Annotated in this window: 19 protein-coding genes and 2 pseudogenes; 11 read left to right on the top strand and 10 right to left on the bottom strand. The window is 72.2% G+C overall.

Annotated features, from left to right (window positions below; translation table 11 throughout):
- Positions 1-112: 112 nt before the first annotated feature.
- Positions 113-703, top strand: a complete 591-nt coding sequence (locus ACZ5SK_RS24965; RefSeq protein WP_334576831.1) for an NADAR family protein — start codon at positions 113-115, stop codon at positions 701-703.
- Positions 704-847: 144 nt separating this feature from the next.
- On the opposite strand, the pseudogene ACZ5SK_RS24960 reads toward ACZ5SK_RS24965, so the two are convergent.
- Both ACZ5SK_RS24960 and ACZ5SK_RS24955 read right to left on the bottom strand, forming a co-directional pair.
- Positions 848-1534, bottom strand: a pseudogene (locus ACZ5SK_RS24960) (NADP-dependent oxidoreductase); the annotation flags it as partial.
- Between the two features lie 63 nt (positions 1535-1597).
- A complete protein-coding gene (locus ACZ5SK_RS24955) occupies positions 1598-2428 on the bottom strand; it encodes a DUF4190 domain-containing protein (RefSeq protein WP_468576605.1) in 831 nt (276 codons plus the stop codon).
- Between the two features lie 224 nt (positions 2429-2652).
- On the opposite strand from ACZ5SK_RS24955, the gene ACZ5SK_RS24950 reads away from it, so the two are divergent.
- Positions 2653-3780: an adenosine deaminase gene (locus tag ACZ5SK_RS24950; protein ID WP_443041221.1), complete on the top strand. Its 1128-nt coding sequence runs from the start codon at positions 2653-2655 to the stop codon at positions 3778-3780.
- 15 nt (positions 3781-3795) lie between these two features.
- Positions 3796-4482, top strand: coding sequence for a glycerophosphodiester phosphodiesterase (locus tag ACZ5SK_RS24945; RefSeq protein WP_334576835.1), 687 nt, complete (start codon positions 3796-3798; stop codon positions 4480-4482).
- Positions 4483-4507: 25 nt separating this feature from the next.
- On the opposite strand, the gene ACZ5SK_RS24940 is transcribed toward ACZ5SK_RS24945, so the two are convergent.
- Complete coding sequence (locus tag ACZ5SK_RS24940; RefSeq protein WP_334576837.1) at positions 4508-6205, bottom strand: RNA polymerase sigma factor; 1698 nt, start codon at positions 6203-6205, stop codon at positions 4508-4510.
- 331 nt (positions 6206-6536) lie between these two features.
- On the opposite strand from ACZ5SK_RS24940, the gene ACZ5SK_RS24935 reads away from it, so the two are divergent.
- On the top strand, positions 6537-7703 hold the full coding sequence (locus ACZ5SK_RS24935; RefSeq protein WP_457494166.1) for a serine hydrolase domain-containing protein: 1167 nt from the start codon (positions 6537-6539) through the stop codon (positions 7701-7703).
- Between the two features lie 48 nt (positions 7704-7751).
- Here the strand turns inward: ACZ5SK_RS24935 and ACZ5SK_RS24930 are convergent, their stop codons facing one another.
- The 6 genes from ACZ5SK_RS24930 to ACZ5SK_RS24905 all read right to left on the bottom strand — a co-directional run bounded on the left by ACZ5SK_RS24930 (position 7752) and on the right by ACZ5SK_RS24905 (position 12477).
- Positions 7752-8291, bottom strand: coding sequence for a hypothetical protein (locus ACZ5SK_RS24930; RefSeq protein WP_457494167.1), 540 nt, complete (start codon positions 8289-8291; stop codon positions 7752-7754).
- Complete coding sequence (locus tag ACZ5SK_RS24925; RefSeq protein WP_361705054.1) at positions 8275-8772, bottom strand: RNA polymerase sigma factor; 498 nt, start codon at positions 8770-8772, stop codon at positions 8275-8277. Before ACZ5SK_RS24925 ends, ACZ5SK_RS24930 begins: the two co-directional genes overlap by 17 nt.
- Positions 8769-9434 carry a class F sortase gene (locus ACZ5SK_RS24920; protein ID WP_468157242.1) on the bottom strand — a complete coding sequence of 222 codons (666 nt, stop codon included), beginning with the start codon at positions 9432-9434 and terminating at the stop codon, positions 8769-8771. Before ACZ5SK_RS24920 ends, ACZ5SK_RS24925 begins: the two co-directional genes overlap by 4 nt.
- Positions 9431-9784 carry a sortase-dependent protein gene (locus tag ACZ5SK_RS24915; RefSeq protein ID WP_334581153.1) on the bottom strand — a complete coding sequence of 118 codons (354 nt, stop codon included), beginning with the start codon at positions 9782-9784 and terminating at the stop codon, positions 9431-9433. The genes ACZ5SK_RS24920 and ACZ5SK_RS24915 overlap by 4 nt, the downstream gene beginning before the upstream one ends.
- Before the next feature lie 170 nt (positions 9785-9954).
- On the bottom strand, positions 9955-10770 hold the full coding sequence (locus tag ACZ5SK_RS24910) for a class I SAM-dependent methyltransferase (RefSeq protein ID WP_334576846.1): 816 nt from the start codon (positions 10768-10770) through the stop codon (positions 9955-9957).
- A gap of 267 nt (positions 10771-11037) precedes the next feature.
- Positions 11038-12477, bottom strand: coding sequence for a gamma-aminobutyraldehyde dehydrogenase (locus ACZ5SK_RS24905; protein WP_457494170.1), 1440 nt, complete (start codon positions 12475-12477; stop codon positions 11038-11040).
- Positions 12478-12656: 179 nt separating this feature from the next.
- Between ACZ5SK_RS24905 and ACZ5SK_RS24900 the strand changes: the two genes are divergently transcribed.
- The 7 genes and pseudogenes from ACZ5SK_RS24900 (at position 12657) to ACZ5SK_RS24870 (ending at position 19556) form a co-directional block, all read left to right on the top strand.
- On the top strand, positions 12657-13175 hold the full coding sequence (locus ACZ5SK_RS24900; RefSeq protein ID WP_334576849.1) for an Lrp/AsnC family transcriptional regulator: 519 nt from the start codon (positions 12657-12659) through the stop codon (positions 13173-13175).
- A 19-nt stretch (positions 13176-13194) separates the two neighbouring features.
- Positions 13195-14559, top strand: coding sequence for an aspartate aminotransferase family protein (locus tag ACZ5SK_RS24895; protein ID WP_334576850.1), 1365 nt, complete (start codon positions 13195-13197; stop codon positions 14557-14559).
- A gap of 194 nt (positions 14560-14753) precedes the next feature.
- The gene (locus ACZ5SK_RS24890) at positions 14754-15497 is read left to right on the top strand and encodes an ABC transporter ATP-binding protein (RefSeq protein WP_361705061.1); all 744 of its coding nucleotides are present in this window, start codon (positions 14754-14756) and stop codon (positions 15495-15497) included.
- Positions 15479-16906 carry a hypothetical protein gene (locus tag ACZ5SK_RS24885; protein WP_457494171.1) on the top strand — a complete coding sequence of 476 codons (1428 nt, stop codon included), beginning with the start codon at positions 15479-15481 and terminating at the stop codon, positions 16904-16906. The genes ACZ5SK_RS24890 and ACZ5SK_RS24885 overlap by 19 nt, the downstream gene beginning before the upstream one ends.
- A 130-nt stretch (positions 16907-17036) precedes the next feature.
- A complete protein-coding gene (locus tag ACZ5SK_RS24880) occupies positions 17037-17456 on the top strand; it encodes a VOC family protein (RefSeq protein WP_334576856.1) in 420 nt (139 codons plus the stop codon).
- A gap of 81 nt (positions 17457-17537) precedes the next feature.
- Positions 17538-18665: pseudogene (locus ACZ5SK_RS24875) on the top strand (LOG family protein).
- A 162-nt stretch (positions 18666-18827) separates the two neighbouring features.
- Complete coding sequence (locus ACZ5SK_RS24870; protein ID WP_334576860.1) at positions 18828-19556, top strand: LAETG motif-containing sortase-dependent surface protein; 729 nt, start codon at positions 18828-18830, stop codon at positions 19554-19556.
- A gap of 95 nt (positions 19557-19651) precedes the next feature.
- Here the strand turns inward: ACZ5SK_RS24870 and ACZ5SK_RS24865 are convergent, their stop codons facing one another.
- Positions 19652-20449, bottom strand: coding sequence for a maleylpyruvate isomerase family mycothiol-dependent enzyme (locus tag ACZ5SK_RS24865; protein ID WP_334576862.1), 798 nt, complete (start codon positions 20447-20449; stop codon positions 19652-19654).
- Positions 20450-20464: the final 15 nt, after the last annotated feature.

The following is a 20464-nucleotide window of genomic DNA, read 5'->3' as shown; positions in this document are numbered from 1 at the left end:
AGAGCAAGGGCACTCCAACAAGTGATTCCGTTGTTGCCTTTTGGTTACGCGACGGAATCTGTCGACCGAGGGGCGACCAGGTGCCGAGTGGGGACGGAAAAGGCGGGACGCGATGTCGGTGGCCCCTGCCATGCTGGCGTGCATGGAGACGATCGACGGCCGGGACGCCCTGGTCAGGCAGGCCCGAGCGGGGGCGAGGATCACGTACCTGCACTTCTGGGGACACCGGCCGAGGCCGGACGGCCAGGTGGGGCCGAGCTGTCTGAGCCAGTGGTGGCCGTCACCGTTCGTGGTCGACGGGGTCACGTATGCGACGGCCGAGCACTGGATGATGGCCCAGAAGGCGCGACTTTTCGAAGACGCGGAGGCGGAGCGACGGGCGCTGGCCGCCAGGTCCCCCGCCCAGGCGAAGAAGGAGGGGCGGCTGGTGCGCGGCTTCGACGAGGCGGTCTGGGAGCGGGAGCGGTTCCGGATCGTGGTCGAGGGCAGCGTCCACAAGTTCGCCTCGGACGCCGGACTGCGGGCGTTCCTGCTGGGCACCGGCGAGCGGGTGCTGGTGGAGGCGAGCCCCATGGACCGCGTGTGGGGCATCGGCCTGGCGGCGGACGACGAGGCCGCGATGAACCCGGAGCGCTGGCGAGGCCTGAACCTCCTCGGCTTCGCCCTGATGGAGGCCCGAGAGCGGCTGAGAGCACAGACCTGACCCAACCGCCCGGGACCAGCCCGACCCACCGTGCTGTTCGTCGTCGAGCCTCGCCCTACAAGGCGTTGTCCGGCGTCAGGGTGAGCTCGGCGATCCGCCACTCACCATGTCCGGTCCGGGCCGTATGTCCGTCACGGATGGCGATCACGAGACCACTGTCAGCACGATCTTGCCCTGGATGTGGCCCTGCGCGGCTCGCGTGTGTGCGCTGCCCGCCTCGGGCAGCGGGTAGGTGCTGTCCACCCCGACCTGGAGCTTGCCCTCGTCGAAGAGGCGCCCGATCTCGGCGAGCTGGGGGCCGTTGGAACGCACCTGAATGGTGGAGACGGTGATGCCCAGACGCGCCGTCTCTTCCGGGTCGTACTCGGCGAAGAACACCGGAAGCATGGTGCCGCCGCGCTTGAGCACGCTCAGGAAGCGAGAGCCGGCCGGGCCACCGACGGCGTCGATCACCAGGTCGACGCCGCTGACCACGTCCGCGGCCCGCGTCGTGGTGTAGTCGATGAACTCATCGGCGCCGAGCTTGCGCAGGAACCGCTCGTGCCGGCCCGAGGCCACCGCGATGACGTGTGCCCCCTTCCATTTGGCCAGCTGCACCGCGAAGTGGCCCACCCCACCGGCCGCCCCGTTCACCAGCACGGTCATCCCTGGCGTGATCGGCACCGGCTGGTGCATCCGGCCGGTGAAAGGAGACGGCACGTCGTGACCGAGATCAACCAGGTACTGCCAGGCCGTCAGCACGGCCATCGGCGCACCGGCCGCCTGCACATGGTCGATACCGGCCGGCTTGAGCGCCAGGTCAGCAGCCGGCGCGGCCACGTACTCGGCCTGGCTGGCAGATCCACCAGGTCTTCCCCTCACGCCGGGGTCCTGCCCAGGACGGTAGGGCTCCCCTCAGGGGGCCACGATCACCAGGACGCCCAGGCCGATGGCCAGGACGATGCCCGCGGCTCCGCAGATGATGCCGGCCAGTGCCTGGCCGGGGTTGGAGGCCTCGCCGCGTTTGGCCTTGCCGCGGCCCACCGCGCCGAAGACGACGCCCAGGATGCCGAGCACGATCGCCACCGGCCACAGGCAGAAGGCGACGGCCGAGATGATCCCGAGCACGAGCCCGGCGACGCCCATGCCGTTGCTCTCCCCGGCCCCGTGCCCGGCCCAGCCGTAGGGACCGGGAGCCCCGCCCCCGTAGTGGGGGTGGGAGGGGTAGCCATAGCCGCCGGGATAGCCATACGGGATCTGTCCGGGCCCGTCGGGTGCGATCGGCGGCGGGGGGACCGTACCGCCCTGGGCGGGAGGCGCGAAGGGGTTGGGCGGCGGACCGCCGGCGGCGGTCGCCGGATCGGGCGGCGGGAACGACCCGAGCGGACCGTTCGCCTGCGGGCCGCCGACGGCGCCGTCCGAGGGCAGCGAGCCGACCGTCCGCCGGTCGTGGGCGAACGGCGGGAAGGCGGTGGGGGCCAGGGGTTCGTTTGCGGCGACGGTGTGGCCGGGGCCGCTCTGCGCGCCGTCGCCCGGGGCGGCCCAGGGGTTCGGCGCGACCGGAGAGCCTCCGGCAGCAGCGGCAGCGCTGCCCGCGGAGCCCGAGTCCGTAGCGCCCGAGTCCGCCGTGCCCGAGTCCGCCGTGCCCGAGTCCGTCGTGTTCTTGCCCAACGACACCCTGGGAACCGCGTCCTGCGGACCGGCTGCCTCGGCGTCACCGGCCGGAGTCGGCGCGTCGTCGGACATGCGTGAGTCCCCCCTCTTGTCACCCTCTGCCAAGCGCGCGCGTTCCGTCATCCGAACACCGTTCCGTCCCGCGTACGCTCCGTCATGCTACGGCCCACAGCTCGGGGATGTGGGCGGCGGGCGCGGGAGAGCGCCGCCTACGATGATCCCGACTCATCGATCAGCCGATCACCCGCGTCCCGTCAGGCCCGCTCGGCCCGGGGCGCCGTCCCGGGGAGGACCCCATGACCGACCGTTTCGACGCCGCCGCAACCCCCGGCTCCCCCGGCTCCCCCGTCTCCGGCGCGCCCGCCGGTCCCACCGCGCCCGCCGTGGCCGGCGCCCGCGACCTGCACGCCTTCATCGCCGGGCTGCCCAAGGCCGAACTGCACGTCCACCACGTCGGCTCCGCCTCCCCCCGCATCGTCTCCGAGCTGGCCGCCCGGCACCCCGACTCCAAGGTGCCCACCGACCCCGAGGCCCTGGTCGACTACTTCACGTTCACGGACTTCGCCCACTTCATCGAGGTGTACCTGTCGGTCGTCGACCTCATCCGCACCCCGGAGGACGTCCGGCTGCTGACGTACGAGGTCGCCCGGGACCTGGCCCGCCAGCAGGTGCGGTACGCCGAGCTGACCATCACCCCGTTCTCCTCGACCCGGCGCGGCATCGACGAACGGGCCTTCATGGACGCGATCGAGGACGCCCGCAAGGCGGCCGAGGCGGAGTTCGGGACCATGCTGCGCTGGTGCTTCGACATCCCCGGCGAGGCCGGCCTGGAGGCCGCCGAGGAGACGACGCGGCTCGCCACCGACGACCGGATCCGCCCCGAGGGACTGGTCTCCTTCGGGCTCGGCGGCCCCGAGGTCGGCGTGCCGCGCCCGCAGTTCAAGCCGTACTTCGACCGGGCGATCGCCGCCGGCCTGCGCTCGGTGCCGCACGCCGGCGAGACCACCGGCCCCGAGACGGTGTGGGACGCGCTGACCCACCTGCGCGCCGAGCGCATCGGGCACGGCACCAGCTCCGCGCAGGACGGAAAGCTGCTCGCGCATCTCGCCGAGCACCGCATCGCCCTGGAGGTGTGCCCGACCTCGAACATCGCCACCCGCGCGGTCCGCACCCTCGACGAGCACCCGATCAAGGAGTTCGTGAAGGCCGGCGTCCTCGTCACGATCAACTCCGACGATCCACCGATGTTCGGCACCGACCTGAACAACGAGTACGCGGTCGCCGCCCGCCTTCTCGACCTCGACGAGCGCGCACTCGCCGACCTCGCCGCGAACGCCGTCGAGGCGTCCTTCCTGGACGGGGCGGGGAAGGGGCGGCTCCGGAACGAGATCGACGCCTACACGGCGGAATGGCTCGCCCCCTGACGTCACAATGGGCCCATGCAGACGCTCACTGCCGTGGCCCATCGCGGCGACCCGTACCGCTTCCGTGAGAACACGCTCGACTCGCTGCGTTCCGCGCTCGACCGGGGCGCGGACGCCGTCGAGTTCGACGTCCGCCTCACCCGGGACGGCGTGCCCGTGCTGCTGCACGACGAGACGCTGAAGCGGCTGTGGGAACTGGAGAGGCCGCTGCGGTCGCTGTCGGCGGCCGAGGTGCGCGGGCTGACGGCGGGCGCGGTGCCGACGCTCGCGGAGGCCCTCGCGGCGACCGACGGCAGCCGGGTGATGCTGGACCTGCCGGGCACCCGGGAGGCGCGGACCGCCCGCCGGATCGTGGACGTCGTACGGGAGGCGGGGGCGGCCGACCGCGCGTACTACTGCGCCGACGCCACCGCCATGCTCGCCGTGCGCGCCGCCGACCCGTCCGCCGAGATCGCCCTGACCCACACCAGCCTGGCGCCCCCGCGCCCGGCGCTGCTCACCGCGGTCAAGCCGCGCTGGCTCAACTACCGCTTCTCCCTGGTCGACCGAGAGCTGGCCGCGCGCGTCCACCACGACGGCTACCTGCTCTCCGTCTGGACCCCCGACACCCGTCGTTCGCTGCGCCGGCTCATCGACCTGGGCGTCGACTCCATCACCACCAACCGCATCGACGTCCTGACCGCCCTGCGCGAGCAGGGGTGACCCGGGCCGCCAGGACAGGTCCTGGCTAGACGCGTGAGCGCTGCGCCACGGTCGCCGGGTCGGCCGGGGTCGAGCGGGTGACGTACTGCGGGACGGGTGTGTCGTCCCCGCCGGTGTCACGGACCAGGCCGTAGCGCCGGACGCCCTGGGCGGGGCCGGTCGTCACGTCCTTCTCCACGGCGTCCCACGTCGTCGGGAAGACGTTGAGGTTGTAGTCGGCGCCCCGCTCGTTCACGGTGAGGGTGACACTGCCGGTGAGGTAGAAGTACTCGTTCTGCCACATCTGCTGGGCGCCGGCCGGCAGCACGGTGTACCCGGTGGTCTTGTTGCCCATGCCGGTGTCCGTGCTGTCCGTGTCGCCGACGGGGTCGTCCATGCGGTGGCCGCCGCCCGAGGCCACGTGGAAGAGCTTGCCCCTGAGGCCGGTCCAGCTCGGCATGACCAGGCTGCCGGGGCGGTACTGGGGCAGTATCTGCCAGCGCACGAGGACATAGCCCTGCCCGCTGAGCGTCACGCCGTCCCCGCGATGGTTCATGGTCGCGTGCGCCCCGCCGCTGCTGGTGACACCGGACGCGGGCCGCTGCGGCAGGGCGGCGGGCGGGGTGTCCGGGGCGGGCGCGCCGTCGACGGCGTCGACGACACTGCCGTAGACCGCGGTCTTCTCCTGTGTCACCGACGGCGAGGGGGACGGCGACGGCGAGGCGGAAGGGGAAGGGGTGGGGGAAGCGGCGGGCGGCGCGGGGGCGGGTGTGCTCGCCGCCGTGGGGACGACCGCCGCGCGCCGGGGCGGGTCGTCGGGGGTCTGTACGACGACGTAGGCGCCGCCCGCGGCGAGGGTCGCGCCGGCCGTGACCGCGACGGCCGGCTTGGTCAGCGCGGTCAGCACCTTCGCGGACCAGCCGACGGAGGCCGTGCCGGTGGCCGCCGCGGCCGTCTTGCCGCCGAGGGCCAGGGAAATCGTGAAGCCGGCCGGGATCGGCACCAGCGCGATCCCGACGAGCAGCCGTTCCGCCGGGACGACGGACTCGCTGGTGTCGCCGCAGTAGCCGCAGCCGCGAATGTGCCGGGCCAGTCGCTTGCGCCATACGGAGTCCGGGCGGCCGTTCCAGCGGGCGGTCACCTCGCGCAGGTCGGGGCAGGCCCCGTCGAGGGCGCGCACGATGCCCCGCGACACCTCCAGGCGCTCCTTCACCCGCTGCACGCGCACCGCGGCGTGCTGGCGGCTGATGCCGACGGCGGCGGCCAGCTCACGGCGGGTGAGTTCGCCGGCGACCTCCAGCCACCACAGGGACAGCAGTTGCCGGTCCTCGTCGTCCAGCCAGCGCACCGCCTCCGCGACCTCGCGCCGCTGGCCTTCCAACTGGAGCCGGAGAACGGTGAGTTCGGCGAAGTCGGCGGCCCCGTCCTGCGGCACGCTCTCGTCGAGGCGCTGTGTCGTCCTGCGGCGCGCGCGGTCCCGGATCTGCCGCATGGCGATCGCGACCAGCCAGGAGCGGAAGCTGTCGGGGTCGCGCAGCGAGCCGAGGTTGCCGACGGCGCGCAGCATGGTCTCCTGGACGACGTCGTCGACGTCGGCGTGGCCGTTCAGGGCGCGGCCGACGATGTTGTAGACGAGCGGCAGCCAGCCCGCGACCAGTTCGTCGAGCGCCTGCCGGTCTCCGGCCTGCGCGTCGGCGATGGTGGCACGCCAGTGCGCGGCCTCGGCGTCGGCGTACGTCCTCATGCCCGCACCCTCTCAGCCGGGCCCCCGCTGTTGGCAATGTCGGAGATCACACCCGTGGGGACGAACGGAACGGCCCCGGGATAACACTTTTTCGGCACCCGTAGGGGAGGCCCCGCACAACTCCCCCATCCTGCACGGGACTTGCTCGGGGTTCTTTCAGGGGCCGGCACCCTCCCCGCCGACGATCCGGAACGATCCCGCCCCGTCGGACGATCATCACGATTCTTCCGACGCCCCCGTCCTCGTCCCCCGTCCCTCTTCCCTCGTCCCTCGTCCCTCGTCCCTCTTCGCCCTCGCCCTCGCCCTCGCCGGTTTCCCAGGAGTCCTCAGCATGCCTCTTCGCCGCCGTACCACCGTCCTGGCCGCCTCCCTCGTCCTCGCCCTCACGGCGGCCGGCCCGCTGGCCGCGCCGGCCTTCGCCACGCCCGCCGCCGCTGACGCGACGGCAGCCGCACAGCACACGGACGGCCTCGACACCCAGGCCCTCACCGCCGCGCTCGCCGGGCTCCCGGACGCCGACGCGACCGCCGCGCTCGTCCGGGTCGGCGGCATCGACGGCGTCTGGCGCGGCAGCGCGGGCGTGCACGATCTGGCGAGCGGCGCGGCGGCCGACCCCGACGCCCGCTTCCGGGCCGGTTCGACGACGAAGGTGGTGACGGCGGCGGCCGTGCTCCGTCTCGCGGCCGAGGGGCGGGTCGGCCTCGACACGCCGATCCAGCACTATCTGCCCGGGCTCCTCGGCAGGCAGTTCCGGCCGATCACCGTACGGCAGCTGCTCAACCACACCAGCGGCATCCCGGAGGGCGTGGGCCTCGGCGACTCCTTCGAGGAGGTGTACGCGCACCGCTTCGACACGCTGCCCCCGCGGCAGGTCGCCGCCTCGGCGGGGGCGAAGAAGCCGGAGTTCTGCCCGGGGGAGAAGCAGCACTACCTCAACATCAACTACACGTTCCTCGGCCTGCTGATCGAGAAGGTGACCGGACGCTCGTACGCCTCCGAGGCCACCCGGCTGGTGCTGGCGCCGGCCGGGATGCGGGACACGTACTTCCCGGGCGCCGACCCGCGCATCCTCGGCCCGCACAACCGCGGCTACCAGGCGGTGAAGAAGGCCGACGGGACGACGGAGTTCGTGGACGTGACCGAGTGGAACCAGGCGGACCGGTTCGCGGCCGGCGACATGATCTCCACGACCGCCGATCTGGAGCGGCTGCTCACCGCCCTCTTCCGGGGCCGGATCGTGCCCGGGCCGCAGCTGGAGGAGATGTTCACGGTCCCGGCGGGCATCAAGGGCGCCACCTACAGTGCGGGCCTGCAGCGCTTCGAGCTGGAGGGGAAGGTGTACTGGCTCAAGTCGGGCGGCCGGTACGGCTACAACGCGGTGCTCGCCGGGACGCGGGACCTGAGCCGGACCCTCGTCTACTCGGTCAACTCCACGGACGCCAAGGGCGAGGACATGAACCCGGTGGCCAAGCGCATCGCCCTGGCGGCACTCAAGTAGCCGACGCCACCACCGTCGGCGCCACCACCGCCACAGCCGGAGCCCCTTTCACGGCGAGAGTGACGGCGTGCTCGGGTCGGACGGGGTCGCCTGCTGCACGGACGGGCTCGGCCGGCCCACGGGGGTGTCAGCGGTATCCGGGACAGCGGTGCCGACGGGGGCAGTCGAGGGCAGGGGGCCCGGGGCGGGGGTGGCGGCCCCCTGCGTAGGGCGCTCGGTGCCGGGCACGGCGGACGGCGAGGGCGTGGGCGGCGAGGGCATGGACGACGACTGCACGGAGGCTGATGGCGTGGGCGCCGTCGGGGGGCTGCTCATCGGGGGCGGGGCGAGCGGGACCGTCGGGCGGGCGGGCGTGTCGGACGCGGTCAGGCGCAGCGGGAGCAGGACGGCGAGCGCGGCGACGGCGCAGGTCGCGCCGACGCCTGCCGCAGCGCGCAGCACCCGGCGGCGGGCCGCGCCGCGACGGATCTCCTCGTACCGGCCGGGCGGCGGGCCGAGGTGGCCGGGGGTGGGGCGCAGGATGACGGTGAGCGGGTCGTCGGGGTCGAGGTCCGGGCCGTCGTCGAAGTCGTCAGCGGGTGTGATCAAGGCTTCTCCTCAGGTGGGCGCGGAGCAGTTCGCGGGCCGCGTGCAGGTCTGCCTTGACGGTTCCTTCCTTGCGCCCGGTCAGCACGGACACCTCCCTGATCGGCATGTCAGCGTAGTAGTGCAGCAGGATCGGGACGCGCAGCCGGTCGGGCAGCGACTGCACGAGCAGCCGCACCGACGGGTCGGCCGGTTCGGCGGGCGGGGCGACGGCGGCCTCGAAGGTGGCCCGGCGCATGGCCCGGCGCTCCCGTTCGAGCTTGCGCCAGTGGTCGCGGACCAGGTTGGCAGCGGTGACGAAGAGGAAGCCCTGGGGCTCGGCCACGCTCGTCCAGCGGGCCCAGAGCCGGGTGAACGCCTCCGAGGCGATCTCGTGCGCCGTCTCGTCGTCGTCGACGAGACGGCGGCACCAGCCGGCGAGGCGTGGGTAGAGGGCGGCGAACAGCTCGGACGCCGCCCTCTCGCTCGCGCGTGACCGTTTCAACGTTCTCCCGCGGAACTCGACGCGGCACCGGAATCGGTGCTCAGCGCGGCGAAGACGATCACGTTGTCGCGGTATCCGTCGCCGGTACGGGGCCCGCCGCACGTGATGAGACGCAGTTCGGGCCGGTCCACGTTCCCGTAGACCTCGTCGGTCGGGAACCGCGCCTTGTCGACGGTCCGTACCTCGGTGACGGCGAACGCGGCCGTCGTGCCGTTCTCCAGGCGCGCCTCGATCCGGTCGCCCCGGTGCAGCCGGTCGAGGTGCCGGAAGACTCCGTCGCCGTACCGGCCGACCGTGACATGGGCGAGGATCACCGACGGTCCGGTCTGCCCCGGTGTCGGCGAGTGCTCGTACCATCCCGCCCGGTCGTGTTTCTCGACGGGAGGCACCTGCACGCTGCCGTCGCCGGCCAGCCCCAGCCGCATGACCCGGGTGTCGACCCCGATGGCCGCAATCCGCAGCCCGACCGGCGCCGAGCGGGCGAGGGGACGCGCCGCCCGGCCGGAGGGGGTCGAGGACGCCCCCGGGGTCCGTGCGGCGGTCGTGGCGACCGGGTCGGCGGAGGCGGCCGGGTCGTCGTCGGCCACGTGGCCGGCGCAGCCCGTGAGCAGCAGCACCGCCAGGGCCGTCAGGGCCGGGGCGCGCCTGGAGAGCGCCCTCATGCGCCGGTCGCCCTCCGGCGCCGTACGACGTAGAAGGCCGCGCCGGCCGTCGCGAGCGCCGCGGCCGCGCTGCCGCCGATCACTCCGGTGTGGCTCTCGGAGGGCTCCGCGACACCGGTGTCGGCCGCTCCCCTGGGCACGACGCTCACCTGGCTCGGCACGGCGCTCGGGGCCGTGCTAGCCGCGGGCTCGGCGCTCGGGGCGGTGGAGGGGTCGGCCGGAGCCTCGCTCGCCGCCGGGGTGGCGGCGCTGGGGACGGGGGTCGGCGTGCCGTCGGCGAGTGCGGGGGCCGCGCCCACCAGCAGGGCGGCGCCGGCAACTGCCAGGGCGGCGAAGCCCGTTCGGGGCATGAGTCGCATGAATCGCTCTCTTTCATCGGTCCGTTGACGGATCGAGCGAAGAGACGAGGCAGCCCGGGAGCAGGTTGTAAAGAGATGGCAAAGCCCTTTCGGGGGTCCCGGCCGGGAAATTCGGGGGTCCCGGCCGGGAGAGGGGCGCAGGCGGATCGGCGCCAGGCGGCCTACTCGGGCTTCCTTCCCCAGGCGGTGAGCATGCCGGCCGACAGCGCGGCGCATTCGTCGGAGTCCAGGTACCGGATCGCCTCCTCGACGGCCGGCTCGTCGACCAGGCCGGTGGCGAGGATCGCCGCTCTGCTCCGCTCCCAGGTGTCCGCCCAGAAACGGCTGATGGGACTGCCCGGCAGCAACGGCGGCACATGGATCTCGGCGGCGACTGACGCGAGCCCCGCCCCGCGCAGCAGGTGCGGGTACGACGGCACCCAGGAGACATCGGTGCCGATGGCGGCCCCCAGCCCCTGCCACATCGCCCGCATCACCGCGGTGTACGGCGTGCCGGGCGTCCCCTCGCTCGTCAGGTCGACCGCGTCGCTGAGCACCAGCACACCGCCGGGCGCGACGAGTTCGGCGAGGTGCGTGATCAGACGGCCGTGCTCGGGCAGATGCATCAGCACGAAGCGCGCGTGAACGAGCCGGAACCGGCCGGGGGCGAAGTGCGGGGCGGTGATGTCGGCCTTCAGCACGTCGAGCCCGGGCACGGCCCGCTCGGTGAGGAAACGTACGTCGCGGTCCACGGCGAGGACGCTCGCCACCCCGGCCTCGTCCAGCAGTCGGCGGGAGACCGTGCCCGTACCGGCGCCCACGTCGAGGCACCGCCATCCCGGGCCGGCCCCGAGGGCCCGCAGCCGCGTCATGGTGAAGTCGTCGTAGGCGAGGGCGCCGAAGTCGATGCGCTCGCCCTCACCCGCACGTTCGGGGCCGAAGACGGTTTCGCCGTAACGGCCGTCGCCCGGTGCGCCCCCGGGTGGAGCGGCGCTCACGTCGCCGTCGGTGCGACGCCGAGGGTGTCGTCGTCGAACGGTTTCATGGCCGGGCCTCTCGCGCGCTGGGACGGTGCCGGGGGACGGCGGTCCCGAGGCCGCCTCCGCACCGATCGTCCACCGATCGTCCACCGGCGGCCGCCCTCGTGGCCGAGGCGCGCCGCGTCTGAGCCGATCGGCCCAGAAGGGAGCGTCGAAAGGCGAGGGGCGTGCGCGCGGCACGCCCCTCGCTGCGGTGGCCCGCCCCTCGCTGCGCTGGCCCGCCTCCTACACGTCCAGGGACGTCATCACGTGCTTGATGCGCGTGTAGTCGTCGAAGCCGTAGGCCGACAGGTCCTTGCCGTAGCCGGACTTCTTGAAGCCGCCGTGGGGCATCTCGGCGACCAGCGGGATGTGGGTGTTGATCCACACGCAGCCGAAGTCCAGCTTCTTGGACATGCGCATCGCCCGCCCGTGGTCCTTGGTCCACACGGAGGAGGCGAGGGCGTACTCGACGCCGTTGGCCCACTGAACCGCCTGGTCCTCGTCGGTGAAGGACTGGACGGTGATGACCGGTCCGAAGACCTCGTTCTGGATGATCTCGTCGTCCTGCTTCAGCCCGGACACGACGGTCGCGGCGTAGAAGTAGCCCTTGTCGCCGACCCGCTGACCGCCCGCCTCGACCTTGGCGTGGGCGGGCAGCCGCTCGATGAAGCCGGAGACCTGCTTGAGCTGGTTGGGGTTGTTCAGCGGGCCGTAGAGCACGTCCTCGTCGTCCGGCTGCCCGGTCTTCGTCTCCGACGCGGCCTTGGCGAGCGCGGCGACGAACTCGTCGTGGATCGACTCCTGGACGAGGACGCGGGTGGCCGCCGTACAGTCCTGGCCGGCGTTGAAGTAGCCCGCCACGGAGATGTCCTCGACGGCCTTGGCGATGTCGGTGTCCTCGAAGACGACGACCGGCGCCTTGCCGCCCAGCTCCAGGTGGACGCGCTTGACGTCCTTGGCCGCGGACTCGGCGACGGACATGCCGGCGCGGACCGAGCCGGTGATGGAGGCCATCGCCGGGGTCGGGTGCTCGACCATCAGCCGGCCGGTGTCACGGTCGCCGGTGACGACGTTGAAGACGCCCTTGGGCAGGATCGAGCCGACGATGTCGGCGATCAGGACGGTGGAGGCGGGCGTCGTGTCCGACGGCTTGAGCACCACCGTGTTGCCCGCGGCGATCGCCGGGGCGAACTTCCACACGGCCATCATCATCGGGTAGTTCCACGGCGCGACCTGCGCGCAGACGCCGACCGGCTCACGGCGGACGATCGACGTCATCCCGTCCATGTACTCGCCGGCCGAGCGCCCCTCCAGCATCCGGGCCGCGCCCGCGAAGAAGCGGATCTGGTCGACCATCGGAGGGATCTCCTCGGACCGCGTGAGCCCGATCGGCTTGCCCGTGTTCTCCACCTCGGCCGCGATGAGTTCCTCGGCGCGCTCCTCGAACGCGTCCGCGATCTTCAGCAGGGCCTTCTGGCGCTCGGACGGGGTGGTGTCGCGCCAGCCCGGGAAGGCCTGGGCCGCGGCCGCCATCGCGGCGTCGACGTCCGCCTGGCCGGACAGCGGCGCGGTCGCGTACGCCTCGCCCGTCGCGGGGTTGACCACCTCGGTGGTCCGTCCGTCGGCGGCGTCGCGGAACTCACCGTCGATGTAGTTGCGCAGACGACGCAGCTCGGTGCTCACTGCCGGCCTCCTGTCGGTTTCTTGACTGCTGGGGGTGTCCATGGACTGAGACACCCACCCTAATCCGCCCGCCCACGTTTTCAACACCCCCGCCGCCGCGTCGACTGCGGAATCCGCAGATCTCGCTCACGTAAACAACGAATTTCATCGCATCGGCCTTGCGGAACTGTCGAGACGTCGTGCACAGTGAGGCCGTGGCCAGTCGAAGCGCAGAGCACAGGGACTCCCGCGAGTCCAGGAACGGCAGCACCCCTCACCTCGATGCCGTCAGCCTCGCCATCATCGAGCAGCTCCAGGAGGACGGCCGCCGGCCGTACGCCGCGATCGGCAAGGCCGTCGGCCTCTCCGAGGCGGCGGTGCGTCAGCGCGTCCAGAAGCTGCTCGACCAGGGCGTGATGCAGATCGTCGCCGTCACGGACCCGCTCACCGTGGGCTTCCGCCGGCAGGCGATGGTCGGGATCAACGTCGAGGGCGACGTCGAGTCCATCGCGGATGCGCTGACCGACATGCCGGAAGTCGAGTACGTGGTGATGACGGCGGGCTCGTTCGACATCCTCGCCGAGATCGTCTGCGAGGACGACGACCATCTGCTGGACGTCATCAACAAACGCATCCGTGCCCTGCCCGGTGTGCGCTCCACCGAGAGCTTCGTCTATCTGAAGCTGAAGAAGCAGACCTACATGTGGGGAACCCGATAACCGTGAGGACCCGATAACCGTGAGCACCAAGGACCTCAGCCGCACCGCGTACGACCACCTGTGGATGCACTTCACCCGCATGTCCTCGTACGAGAACTCCCCGGTCCCGACGATCGTCCGGGGCGAGGGCACCTACATCTACGACGACAGGGGCAGGCGCTACCTCGACGGTCTCGCGGGTCTGTTCGTGGTCCAGGCCGGTCACGGTCGCACCGAGCTGGCCGAGACCGCCTTCAAGCAGGCGCAGGAGCTCGCGTTCTTCCCGGTGTGGTCCTACGCCCACCCCAAGGCCGTGGAGCTGGCGGAGCGTCTCGCCCACCACGCGCCCGGCGACCTCAACAAGGTCTTCTTCACCACCGGCGGCGGCGAGGCCGTCGAGACCGCCTGGAAGCTCGCCAAGCAGTACTTCAAGCTCACCGGCAAGCCCACCAAGTACAAGGTCATCTCCCGCGCGGTCGCCTACCACGGCACCCCGCAGGGCGCCCTGTCCATCACCGGCCTGCCGGCCCTGAAGGCCCCCTTCGAGCCGCTCGTCCCGGGCGCGCACAAGGTCCCGAACACCAACATCTACCGCGCCCCGATCTTCGGCGACGACCCGGAGGCCTTCGGCCGCTGGGCCGCCGACCAGATCGAGCAGCAGATCCTCTTCGAGGGCCCGGAGACGGTCGCGGCCGTCTTCCTGGAGCCCGTCCAGAACGCGGGCGGCTGCTTCCCGCCCCCGCCCGGCTACTTCCAGCGGGTCCGCGAGATCTGCGACCAGTACGACGTGCTGCTCGTCTCCGACGAGGTCATCTGCGCCTTCGGCCGCCTCGGCACGATGTTCGCCTGCGACAAGTTCGGCTACGTCCCGGACATGATCACCTGCGCCAAGGGCATGACCTCGGGCTACTCCCCCATCGGCGCCTGCATCGTCAGCGACCGGCTGGCCGAGCCGTTCTACAAGGAGGACAACGTCTTCCTGCACGGCTACACCTTCGGCGGCCACCCGGTCTCCGCGGCGGTCGGCCTCGCCAACCTCGACCTGTTCGAGCGCGAGGGCCTGAACCAGCATGTGCTGGACAACGAGGGCGCGTTCCGCGCGACGCTGGAGAAGCTGCACGACCTGCCGATCGTCGGCGACGTCCGCGGCAACGGCTTCTTCTACGGCATCGAGCTGGTCAAGGACAAGGCGACGAAGGAGTCCTTCAACGAGGAGGAGACCGAGCGCGTCCTGTACGGCTTCCTGTCCAAGGCCCTGTTCGACAACGGCCTGTACTGCCGTGCCGACGACCGCGGCGACCCGGTCGTCCAGCTCGCCCCGCCGCTGATCTCCAACCAGGAGACGTTCGACGAGATCGAGCAGATCCTGCGCGCCACGCTGACGGAGGCGTGGACGAAGCTGTGACGTCAGCCTGATCAGCTGATCAACACCGGCCCCGGTGTCCGCCGTCGGAGTGAGAAACGGCGACCCGGGGCCGCGTGCTGTCCGGATGCCCGCTCTCGCCTCCTTAGCGTGCCAGTGACCGATCGGCCCTGCCTTCGTTCCCCCGCACGGGGGATTGGCACGGGAACCACAGATCTGAACCGAGGTGTACGCCCATGGAGGCCCCGCCGGACAACGACGTGCTCTGGGCACGCTCCCTGCACTTCACGCACCGCGACGGCTCACCCGGCCTCGGCGGGGTCTCGCTGGAGGTACGGGAGGGCGAGATCCTCGCCGTCAGCGGCCCGCGCGGCAGCGGCAAGACGACCCTGCTGCACTGTCTGTCCGGCCTGGTGCCCGCCCAGCGCGGCGAGGTCTGGTTCAACAGCGTCGCCGTGCACACGATGGGTCCGATGGCCCGCGAGCGGCTGCGCCGCGACCGCTTCGGCTGGATCGACCCGGTGCCGGTCCTCGTCCCCGAACTCAACGTCTGGGAGAACGCGGCCCTCCCCCTGATGCTGCGCGGCACCAGCCGCCGCCGGGCCAAGGTCGCCGCCCTGGAGTGGCTGGAGCGCCTCGACATCGGCGACAAGTCCCACAGCCGCCCGCTGGAACTCACCCAGGCCGAGCGCCAGCGCGTCTGCATCACCCGCGCCCTGGCCCCCGCGCCCTCCGTTCTGTTCGCGGACGAGCCGACGGCCCCCCTGCACCGCGCGGACCGGGCCCATGTCCTGCGCACCCTGACGACGGCGGCCCGCTCCCACGGCATCACCGTGGTGCTGGCCACCCACGATCCGGAGACCGCGGCCCTCGCCGACCGCACGGTGCCGCTGCTGGACGGGCGCCGGGTGAAGACGGTCCATCTGCCGCCGGTCACGGAGCAGGAAGGCCGGGGGGCCGCGTGCTCGCTCTCCGTCTGACCCGCAGCGCCCACCCCGCGGTGCAGCTGCGCCGCCTCCTGGTGGCGACGGCCTCCGCGGGCACCGGCTTCCTCCTGCTCAGCACCCTCGGCCAGGCCCTCGCCCACCCCGAGCCTTCGGCCACCTCCCTGCTCCGCCTCGCCTGGTGCACGGTTCCCCTGACGGCGACGGTCTACTTCGCCCTCGCCGTCGCCCGCACCGACCCCGGCACCCGCCCCCGCCCCGGCCTGGCGGCGATCGGCCTGGGCCCGACCCGTCTGATGGCCGTCTCGGCGACGACGACAGCCCTGTCCACCCTTCTCGGCTCGATGCTGGCCCTCCTCCTCTTCCTCCACCTGCGCGGCGACCTCACCGGCATGCCGTTCGACGGAGCCGCACGGGACTTCCTGGCCGCGAACCAGCCCCTCCCCCTCCCGGCAGCCCTGACCCTGCTCTCCCTGGTACCGGTCACCTCGTCCCTGGCCGTCGCATGGACACTGCGCCCGAGAGACACCCGGGTGGCAGCGCCGGCGACCCCAAGAATGCTGGGCCGCTTCGGGGCGAACGGAAGGAGGGGCACAGGGGAGAGATTCGGCGAGTACGGCAGGTTCGGCGCACGCCTCCAGGCGCAGCCCGCGGGCAGTCGTACCGCCTCGGGCGGCTCCCGGCCCACGCAGGACAGCACCCCGCAAACGCCGGACGGCACGGCCAACCCCCCGGCACCGGCACCCGCACCAGCACCAGCACCAGCAGCGACCGGCGACACTCAGGAAACGCCGGACCACCTCCCCGGCCTCACCGCGCCCCCCGCCCTCACCGCACCCCCCAACCCCACCGCCCTCCCCTGGGGCGCAGCCGTCCTCGCCGCCGGCCTGGCCGTGGAGGCGTACGCGAACCGCTCGGCGAACCCGAGCACCTTCCCCCTCCCCGGCGGCCTCCCCACCGGCCCCGCCGCGGTCCTCCTCGGCTGGACCCTGACCGCCGTCGGCCTCGCCCTGGCCGGCCCCGGCCTCACCCTTCTCTGCGGCCGTCTGCTCCAGTCGGCCCGCCCCGGCGCCCTCCGCCTCCTCGCCGGCCGCGGCCTGATGCAGGAGGCGTCCCGCATCGGCCGTCCGCTGGGCGTGGTCTGCGCGGTGGCCTCCGGCGCGTACACGATGGCCGCGCTGTACGACCCGGCCGACGCGTCCTTCGGCCCGCTCAGCACCCTGGGCGCGCTGGTCGTGGCGGGCTGCACCGTCGCCACGCTGCTGACGGCGGCCGTGGAGGCGAGGCAGGCCCGCGCCGACACCACCGCCGCCCTCCTCCGCCTGGGCGCCCCGGCCAAGACGCTGCGCAGCGCCGCCGCCCTGCGCACCGGCGCCCTCCTCGCCCTGTTCGTCCCGCTCACCCTGGTCGTGGCCGAACTCGCGTCGCTCCCCCTGACCGGCTGAGCCCCGCCGCCGGACCCTTGACCGACCCTCGGCGGATCATCGCCAAAAAAGATCTCGGCTCACCGATGAGTTCCGCGCGACCCCCCGGTCTACCCCGCCGTACAGCACACCACCCGATGGGAGAGACCAGATGACCGCCCCGGCCTACCAGCAGATGATCTTCGTGAACCTGCCCGTGAGCGACCTCGACGCCTCGAAGAAGTTCTTCACGGAGCTCGGCTACACGATCAACCCGCAGTTCAGCGACGACAAGGCGGCCTCGGTGGTGATCAGCGACACGATCATCGCGATGCTCCTCACCAAGCCGTTCTACTCGACCTTCACCGACAAGGAGATCGCGGACTCCACGAAGAGCAGCGAGGTCCTGATCGCCCTGAGCGCCCAGAGCCGCGAGAAGGTCGACGAACTGGTCGACAAGGCGCTCGCCCTCGGCGGCTCGCCCAGCGGTCGGACGCAGGACATGGGCTTCATGTACGGCCGCTCCTTCGACGACCTCGACGGCCACACCTGGGAGGTCATCTGGATGGACCCGTCGGCCGTCCAGGGCTGACCGAAGCCGATGCCCGGGCCGGTACCGGCGCCGATGCCGGAACCGGCCGGTCCGCCGCACGGCAGTGCCTAGCATGGGCGGGTGCATCCGACGACACCCGCCCAGCCGTTCGACGGTTCCCACGACCGTGAGATCGAGTCCCTCGCCGAGTTCGACGAGGTCACCCGGACTCACGGCACGCTCTCCCATTTCCGCGTCCAAGCCGTCGATCTGACGGACCGTACAGACACCCTGCTCGCCCTGGACACCTCTGGCGCCGTCTTCCTCGGCTGCCCCATGGCCCCGGAGGCGGCCGCGAAGTCCCGCGCCTCCGGCGCCCTGGTCTTCCCGCCCGTACCGGGCCTGTCCTTCGACCCGTACCGCGGCTTCGTCTACACGCCGGACGAGTTGTTCGAGTCCCTCGACGAGGGCTACGAGGCGACCCCGGACGCCCGTACGTACGCCTGGTTCCAGCGGACCAAGGCAGACGGCGACATATTCGGCTCGATGCTCCGCTCGATCCACGACGACGCCGTCTCGGACGCGCTCGACGAACTCCTCGTCGGCGCCCGGGTGGTGGGAGTCATGGGTGGTCACGCCATGGCGCGCGGCACATAGGAGTACGCCGGCGCCGCCCGCCTCGGCCGTGAACTCGCCCGCACCGGGCTCACGGTGGCGACCGGCGGCGGCCCCGGCGCGATGGAGGCCGCGAACCTCGGCGCGTACGCCGCCCCCTTCGACGGCGAGATGCTGACCGACGCGCTGCGACTCCTCGCCAAGGCGCCGAAGTTCACCCCCTCGATCACCGAATGGGCGCGAGCCGCCTTCGAGGTGCGCGCCAACTGGCCCGGCGGCGGCCCCTCGGTGGGCATCCCCACCTGGTTCTACGGCCACGAGCCGCCCAACCCCTTCGCCGCGCACCTCGCCAAGTACTTCTCCAACGCCACCCGCGAGGACGGCCTGCTGGCCCGCTGCAACGCCGGAGTGGTGTTTTTGCCGGGCGCCGCCGGGACCGTCCAGGAGATCTTCGACAACGCGACGCCCAACTACTACGGGTCGCGGGGCGAGCCGACGCCGATGGTGCTCGTGAACCGGGAGCACTGGACCGAACGCCTGCCCGCCTGGCCGCTCTTGCGGTCACTCGCCCGGGAGCGGTCGATGGAGTCCCGTATCGCCCTCGTTGACCGGATCGAGGAGGCGCCGGAGGCGTTGAAACGTCTCGATGCTTAATAAGCGGGCAAAGTCGGCCGCTCAGAAGCGTCCCCGCATTGACACTGCTTATGAAACGCTTATAGACCTGTGAGCCTGCTGGGGATGGTGACGCACTCGGCTCACCGGGGGCGCCATCTCCCCCTCCACCCCCCGCAGTTGCGCATCCCGTAAAGGACAAACGTGTCCCTTTCCCGCCGTACCGCCGCCCGTTCGGTGCGCATGCTCGGTGTCACCACCGCCGCCGCCGCCCTCGCGTTCAGCGCAGCGGGCAACGCAATGGCCTGCAAGATCGGCGACTTCTCCGCCGCCGCCGGCTGTGACGGCGCCAAGGGCGTCATCACCGTGACCGACAAGGACGCCACCGGCGTCGAGGCCAAGGTCACCGTCTTCCTCGAGAACAACAACGCCGACGTCCGGCAGGTCGGCACCGCCCAGACCGTGGCCGGCTCCGCCAAGGGCACGGACATCACCTTCGCCGAGGACTGGCAGCCGGGTGCGGTCTACCGCGTCCACATCGAGGCCACCCCCAAGAACGGCAAGGAGGTCAACGCCGACATCACGCCGAACCTGTCCGTCCCGGCCAAGGCCTGCAAGGCCGACGACACCTCCACGCCGTCGACCACCCCGTCCGGCACCCCCTCCGGCACTCCGTCCTCGACCCCGTCGGACACCGCTTCGCCGCCGGCCGACACCGCCGGCCCGAGCCCGTCCGACTCGGCGAGTGACAGCGCCGCGCCCGCGCCCTCCGCGAGCAACGCCCCGTCGGCCGCCGTCCAGGAGTCCAACCTCGCCGAGACCGGCGCCAACTCCAACACCGGTCTGATCGTCGGCATAGCGGCCGCACTGGTCGCCGTCGGCGGTGGCGCGGTGTTCTTCGGCATGCGTCGCCGTGGGTCCAGCAACCGCTGACCCGCACGACGAACAGCACGCGTTGTGTGGCCCGTCCCTTCGCCGGGGCGGGCCACCCGCATGTTCGGCCGCCGGCCCGCCCGCGCCCGGCTCCCTCAGCCGAACTTCGCCTTCTCCAGCCAGAGCTCCAGCACCTCGCGCTCGCCGAGCACCTCCAACCCCGGGCTGTCCAGGGGCAGTCGGCGGTAGAAGGCGAGCAGCACGGAGGTGAGCGGGCCGCGCAGGGCCACCGTCGCCTTCTCGTGACCGCGACGCCAGACGATCCCGCGCTCGGTGAGCTCGATCAGCCACTCGGCGTTCAGGTCAGCAGTCGTGTCGGTGGCGTGCAGGTGGATGCTGCGGCCCGGGACGAGCAGTTCGTCGTCCACCGCCTGCGGCATGTTCCGCTGCACCCACTCCACGAGTTGCAGCCACTCGTCCAGCGCGTCGGCTGCCACGTCGGGCGCGACCTCGTAGGGCAGTGCGGCGGCGAGGGCGGCGTCCGCGCGGTGCACGGTGATCTCGTGGGTCATCCGGCGCGCCCAGAAGCCGGAGTCGAGCGTCCCGGCCCAGCCCCACACCTTCGCGTCGGGACCGGCCTCCCGCAACGCGTCGACGACCAGCTCGCCGGTCTCGGCGAGCCAGGCGTCCAGCGCGGCCGGGTCGCCCTCGCCTTCCGGACCGCCGCACAGCGGCACCGACTCCGCCGGGATCTCCTCCTGCGCCCGTGTCCGCACCAGCGCGTCCACCCAGCGCAGGGCGCCGCCCATATGCCGCACGAGTTGCTCCAGCGACCAGTCGGGGCAGGTCGGCACGGTGGCCGAGAGGTCCGCCCCGGAGGTCACCACGGCCCTCAACAGGCCGACCTGGTGGGCGATTTCGTCGCAGTAGCGGTCATGTGCGAGAAGGGTCATACGTAACACCCTAGG

The sequence above is a fragment of the Streptomyces sp. NPDC031474 genome (assembly GCF_055581185.1).
The sequence above is the reverse complement of the archived record's forward strand: the minus strand, read 5'-3'. Positions and strand labels throughout refer to the sequence as shown.

Bases quoted from the DNA above. Each gene is read 5' to 3' on its own strand.
- ACZ5SK_RS24890 (WP_361705061.1), top strand. From the start codon at position 14,754: ATGGAGGCCCCGCCGGACAACGACGTGCTCTGGGCACGCTCCCTGCAC.
- ACZ5SK_RS24955 (WP_468576605.1), bottom strand. From the start codon at position 2,428: ATGTCCGACGACGCGCCGACTCCGGCCGGTGACGCCGAGGCAGCCGGT.
- ACZ5SK_RS24865 (WP_334576862.1), bottom strand. From the start codon at position 20,449: ATGACCCTTCTCGCACATGACCGCTACTGCGACGAAATCGCCCACCAG.
- ACZ5SK_RS24920 (WP_468157242.1), bottom strand. From the start codon at position 9,434: ATGAGGGCGCTCTCCAGGCGCGCCCCGGCCCTGACGGCCCTGGCGGTG.
- ACZ5SK_RS24945 (WP_334576835.1), top strand. From the start codon at position 3,796: ATGCAGACGCTCACTGCCGTGGCCCATCGCGGCGACCCGTACCGCTTC.
- ACZ5SK_RS24950 (WP_443041221.1), top strand. From the start codon at position 2,653: ATGACCGACCGTTTCGACGCCGCCGCAACCCCCGGCTCCCCCGGCTCC.
- ACZ5SK_RS24965 (WP_334576831.1), top strand. From the start codon at position 113: ATGTCGGTGGCCCCTGCCATGCTGGCGTGCATGGAGACGATCGACGGC.
- ACZ5SK_RS24935 (WP_457494166.1), top strand. From the start codon at position 6,537: ATGCCTCTTCGCCGCCGTACCACCGTCCTGGCCGCCTCCCTCGTCCTC.
- ACZ5SK_RS24915 (WP_334581153.1), bottom strand. From the start codon at position 9,784: ATGCCCCGAACGGGCTTCGCCGCCCTGGCAGTTGCCGGCGCCGCCCTG.
- ACZ5SK_RS24880 (WP_334576856.1), top strand. From the start codon at position 17,037: ATGACCGCCCCGGCCTACCAGCAGATGATCTTCGTGAACCTGCCCGTG.
- ACZ5SK_RS24940 (WP_334576837.1), bottom strand. From the start codon at position 6,205: ATGAGGACGTACGCCGACGCCGAGGCCGCGCACTGGCGTGCCACCATC.